This window comes from Bradyrhizobium sp. (assembly GCF_049512235.1).
Taxonomy (GTDB): Bacteria; Pseudomonadota; Alphaproteobacteria; order Rhizobiales; family Xanthobacteraceae; genus Bradyrhizobium.
The window spans coordinates 1-5126 of the sequence record NZ_JBEKXH010000463.1 but is presented as its reverse complement, the minus strand read 5'-3'; the positions used below and the strand labels follow the sequence as shown (position 1 = coordinate 5126).

The 5126-nt window shown below is 62.0% G+C and carries 3 protein-coding genes; 1 reads left to right on the top strand and 2 read right to left on the bottom strand.

The genetic code is table 11. From position 1 onward, the window contains the following. Positions 1–1047 (bottom strand): L,D-transpeptidase scaffold domain-containing protein (locus ABSG20_RS29405; protein WP_490338347.1); only part of this gene is annotated, 1047 nt, incomplete at its 3' end. Between the two features lie 488 nt (positions 1048–1535). Continuing rightward, entirely contained in the window at positions 1536–3041 is a 1506-nt protein-coding gene (locus tag ABSG20_RS29400) for a sigma-54-dependent transcriptional regulator (protein ID WP_423867970.1), read from the bottom strand. 179 nt (positions 3042–3220) lie between these two features. On the opposite strand from ABSG20_RS29400, the gene ABSG20_RS29395 reads away from it, so the two are divergent. Further along, positions 3221–5044: a M3 family oligoendopeptidase gene (locus ABSG20_RS29395; RefSeq protein WP_423867971.1), complete on the top strand. Its 1824-nt coding sequence runs from the start codon at positions 3221–3223 to the stop codon at positions 5042–5044. The last annotated feature ends 82 nt before the right edge of the window (positions 5045–5126 follow it).

Here is a 5126-nt window from a genome sequence, read left to right as displayed (position 1 = left end):
CATCTCGGTCGCCGGCTGCCGCTTGCCTCGCGCCGGGGTATATCTGAGCGCCGGCCCCTCCGCGATCTGAACCGCCGGCCCATCGCCCTGGCCGCGCAATTCAGCCAGCTTGGCCTTCAATTCACGATACAGCTTTTGCGGAGGGTTGTAGCCGGCGAGTGCCGCGGACGCATCCTTGGCGGTGGTGATACTCTCGAGCACTTCCGAAGGATCGGTCGGATGCTCCGGATATTGAATGTCGGCGCTGACCTGCGACCAGTGCATGCGGCCGCTCTGCGCCTGGCGCGCATAATCCAGCATGCTGGCGGTCAGTTTCAAGTCGGCTTCCGCGAGCAGATCCGGCGTGTTCGCCGCCGCGAAATCCGGCACCGGATAGTCCGACGAAATCAAGCCATCGGAGCCGGCATCCTTGAGCCGCGCGATGACGCCCTTGCCGCCTTGGGTCAGCGCGCCGCTCTGGGTCCACAGCGGCGCAAATTCGCGCGCGGTGTAGAATTTCTCTACCGCGCTGCGTTCGGTCTTGCGGTCGAAATAGCGTAGGGACTTCGCACCCAGCATCTCACGCAAACTGTCTGCGACCGGCTGATCTGCCGGCGGCACGTTGCTGGCCGCTTTGGTCGGTTCACTGGCAGGCTCGGCGCCCGGCGTTGCCGCAGCCGGGGTGGTGGTCGCGGTGTCGTTCTTGGCGGCGCCGCCCTTGTTGGGTTCGTCGACCGGCGCGGTGACGAAATCGGATGGTTTGGTCTCCGGTGCCTGCACCGATGTATTCGTCGTGTCGGGAGCCGGTGCCGTTGCAACCGGTGTCGTTGCAACCGGTGTTGCCGCAACCGGCTTGAAGTCGTTAACGGTCGGAGGCGGAAGATTTGCTGGCTCGGGCAGCGGGATGGCCGCTTCGATCGCCAGTTCCGCCGCGCTGCCGCGGGCTAAGTCAGTCTGGGCAAGCGCCGAAAATGCGGAAACCGAAACGGCGGAAACCGCAACAAACGTGGCCGCGACAGCCATCAGCACGCGGTCAAATCCGGAACGGTTCTTCAAGCGGTCTCGCATCGTCACACCCCTCGGGCGAAACTGCCCCGGCATGGGGCAGCTCTTGGCATAGTCTTTACAACTTTCGCTAGAGCGTCGGCCTCATCGGTTCGAAAATGGCGTCCATTATCCGCGGCTGTCGTTGAATGTCAGTCAATCAGCTTGAGCCATCACAGTCAGCCTATCAAAGTGGGCCAATCAACGGCAGTGATTCGCGTTTTCCGAATGGGCTCCAGCCTCTCCGTTTGGTACGCCTCTCCAGTTAGCACTACGCAACGATTCATTAGACGAATACACAAGAAACGGTACACGCGCGCCCTTCATGCTGCCAGCGCCACGCCGGGACAGTCACGACAAACTGACGCAAACGCATTCTTTGGCAACGCAACGGCTACTTTTGCCACGCGATCCTCCCCTTGTCTGTCACCCGCAGGCAACGGTTCAGATTTTCCGGAAAGTGATCTCGATCTTCCGCCTCTTTGGCCACCGGAGCGCCACAATGGTTCGAGCTAGCTCGCCTTCTCGGCGCCACCGGTCGCGGGATCGTCGGCGGCGGACTCGTCCAGCTTGCGGTAGAGGGTCGAGCGGCCAATTTTCAATCGGCGCGCGACCTCGGACATCTGCCCGCGATAGTGCGAGATCGCGAAGCGAATGATCTCGCTCTCCATCTCTTCGAGCGGCCGGACCTCGCCGGCGCTCGTCAGCATGGCAAGGGTACCGACCGAAGAAAGTGGCGCGATTGGTATTTCGTTACCTGAGATCGTCGCCGTCCCGCTCTGATGAAACGCCGGCTCGAAGACGAGGGGGTCGCCATGCAGGTCCGACACTGTCGGCGATTGGGCCGCAGCTTGCGGAAAATCCGCCAAGCCAAGCTGGTCACTGTCGCTCATGACCACCGCCCGATAAATTGCATTCTCGAGCTGGCGGATATTGCCGGGCCACTCAAGGTGCGACAGCTGCACCATCGCCTCGCCGCTGATGCTGGTAATGGGGCGGTTTTCCTCGGCGCAGAACCGCGCCAGAAAGTGCCGCAACAGATGCGGGATGTCTTCGCGGCGCATCCGTAGCGGCGGCAGCGTCAGCGGCAATACGTGGAGGCGATAAAACAGATCCTCACGAAATTGCCCGTTCTTGACGCGGTCGAGCAACTTGCGATTGGTCGCTGAAATGATGCGAACGTCGACTTTCACGGGTTTGCGCGCGCCGACCGCCTCGACCGCGCCTTCCTGCAGCGCGCGAAGCAGCTTCACCTGCGCTGCCAGCGGCAATTCCGAGACTTCGTCGAGGAACAGCGTGCCGCCGGAGGCTTCGACGAATTTGCCCAAATGGCGCTCGGTGGCGCCGGTAAAGGCGCCTTTCTCGTGGCCGAACAGGATCGACTCCACCAGATTGTCCGGGATGGCGCCGCAATTGACGGCGACGAAAGGCTTCGATTTGCGGTCGCCGCTGCCATGGATCGCGCGAGCGAACAGTTCCTTGCCGACGCCGGATTCACCTTCGATCAGCACTGGAATCGTGGAGGCGGCGGCTTTTTGCGCGGTACGCAGCACGCCCGCCATGATTTCGCTGCGGGTGATGATATCGGCAAAGGTCAATTTACCTTCGCGGCTGTGCCGGATGCGCTGCAGCTCGCCTTTCAGGGCGCTGGCGTTGAGCGCATTGCGCAGCGACACCTGTAGCCGTTCGATGCCGGCGGGCTTTACCACGAAGTCGTGGGCGCCGGCGCGCATCGCCGACACCACATTGTCGATGCCGCCATGGGCCGTCTGCACGATGATGGGGATGTTGAGGCCGGCTTCGCGGATCTTAGCCAGCACGCCCATGCCGTCGAGGCCTGGCATCACCAGGTCGAGCACCACGGCATCGATAACAGGGCCGTCGGCAGCGTTCAGCAGGGCGAGAACGGCATCGCCTGAGTCGACAACAATGGTCTCATAGCCGCATTTTTGCACCATGTTTTCGACCAGGCGGCGCTGTATTGCGTCGTCATCGGCAATCAAAATGCTAACCGCCATGGCTTTCCCCGGGCATTGCAACTATCTGTCTCGAATCGGGTCACTGTCGCCGATGCCGATTAACGCCCTCTTAAGCGTTAACGTTCCCCCTTCTCCGAACTACCAGCCGTCCTGGTCGAAACGCATACACAGGCTCCAACAAGATGACATCGCGCCCCACGTCGGCTCTCCGCAAGTCGATGGCTCACCGCAAACCGAACATCAGAAAGTCCGCGACCAAATCCAGGTCGGGGAAACTGCCGGAATGGAACCTGGCCGATCTCTATTCCGGGATCGACGCGCCGGAAGTCACGCGCGACCTCTTGAAGATGGATGCCGAATGCGTCGCGTTTGAGACCGACTACAAGGGCAAGCTCGCGGACCAAACGGCCGACGAGCCCGGCGGCGGCTGGCTCGCCGAAGCGGTCAGGCGCTACGAGGCGATCGACGATCTCGCCGGGCGCCTTGGATCCTATGCCAGCCTGGTTCACGCCGGCGACAGCGTCGATCCCGCGATTTCCAAATTCTACGGCGACGTGTCCGAGCGGCTGACGAATGCCTCGCTGCACCTGCTGTTTTTCGCGCTCGAGCTCAATCGCGTCGACGATGCCGTGATCGAACGCGCGATGCAGACGGCTGAACTTGCCCACTATCGCCCGTGGATCGAGGACCTGCGCAAGGACAAGCCGTATCAGCTGGAGGATCGCGTCGAGCAGTTGTTTCATGAAAAATCGCAGAGCGGTTACAGTGCCTGGAACCGCTTGTTCGATCAGACCATCGCGGGGCTGCGCTTCAAGGTGGCCGGCCGCGAACTGGCGATCGAGCCGGCCCTGACCCTGCTGCAGGATCGCGCGGGCGATAAGCGCAAGGCGGCGGCGCAGGCGCTGGCGAAAACCTTCAAGGCCAACGAGCGGACCTTTGCGCTCATCACCAATACGCTCGCCAAGGACAAGGAGATTTCCGATCGTTGGCGCGGCTTTAAGGACGTTGCGGATTCCCGGCATCTCGCCAATCGCGTCGAGCGCGAAGTGGTCGATGCGCTGGTGGGGTCGGTCCGGTCCGCCTATCCGCTTCTGTCACATCGCTATTACCGGCTCAAGGCGGCTTGGTTCAAAAAGAAGAAGCTGGCGCATTGGGACCGCAATGCGCCGCTGCCATTTGCCGCCACTGGCAGCATCGCCTGGCCCCAGGCGAAGAAGATGGTGCTGACGGCCTACCGCGGCTTCTCGCCGGAAATGGCCGGGATCGCCGAGCAGTTTTTCACCGATCGCTGGATCGATGCGCCGGTGCGGCCCGGCAAGGCGCCGGGGGCCTTCTCGCACCCCACCACGCCGTCGGCGCACCCCTATGTGTTGATGAATTATCAGGGCAAGCCGCGCGATGTGATGACGCTCGCCCATGAGCTCGGCCATGGCGTGCACCAGGTGCTGGCGGCGAGGAACGGCCCGCTGATGGCGCCGACGCCACTGACGCTCGCGGAAACCGCCAGCGTGTTCGGCGAGATGTTGACCTTCAAGCGGCTATTGGCCGAGACCAAAAGCGCCAAAGCGCGCCAAGCGCTGCTCGCCGGCAAGGTCGAGGACATGATCAACACGGTTGTGCGGCAGATCGCCTTCTATTCTTTCGAGCGCGCCATTCATGGTGAGCGGCGCGACGGCGAACTGACCGCCGGGCGGATCGGCGAAATCTGGCTCGACGTGCAGGGCGAAAGCCTCGGACCCGCGATCGATCTTCGTCCGGGCTACGAGAATTTCTGGATGTATATTCCACACTTCATCCATTCGCCGTTCTACGTCTACGCCTACGCCTTCGGCGACTGCCTGGTAAACTCGCTCTATGCGGTCTACGAAAATGCCCAAAGCGGCTTCGCCGAGCGCTATCTGACCATGCTCGCCGCCGGCGGCACCAAGCATTATTCCGAGCTGCTCAAGCCGTTCGGGCTGGATGCGAAAGACCCGAAATTCTGGGACGGCGGGCTGTCGGTGATTTCAGGCATGATCGACGAGTTGGAAGGGATGTCCTGACCGACGGACGCGCGTAGAACATTTGTGGAACGTGACGTTTAGTCGTGTTGATGAACGAGCCGTCTCGCCGGACTGTTGAAGC

What these genes read in the sequence shown, in the direction of transcription:
- ABSG20_RS29400 (WP_423867970.1), bottom strand. Translation starts at nt 3,041, where the DNA reads ATGGCGGTTAGCATTTTGATTGCCGATGACGACGCAATACAGCGCCGC.
- ABSG20_RS29395 (WP_423867971.1), top strand. Translation starts at nt 3,221, where the DNA reads ATGGCTCACCGCAAACCGAACATCAGAAAGTCCGCGACCAAATCCAGG.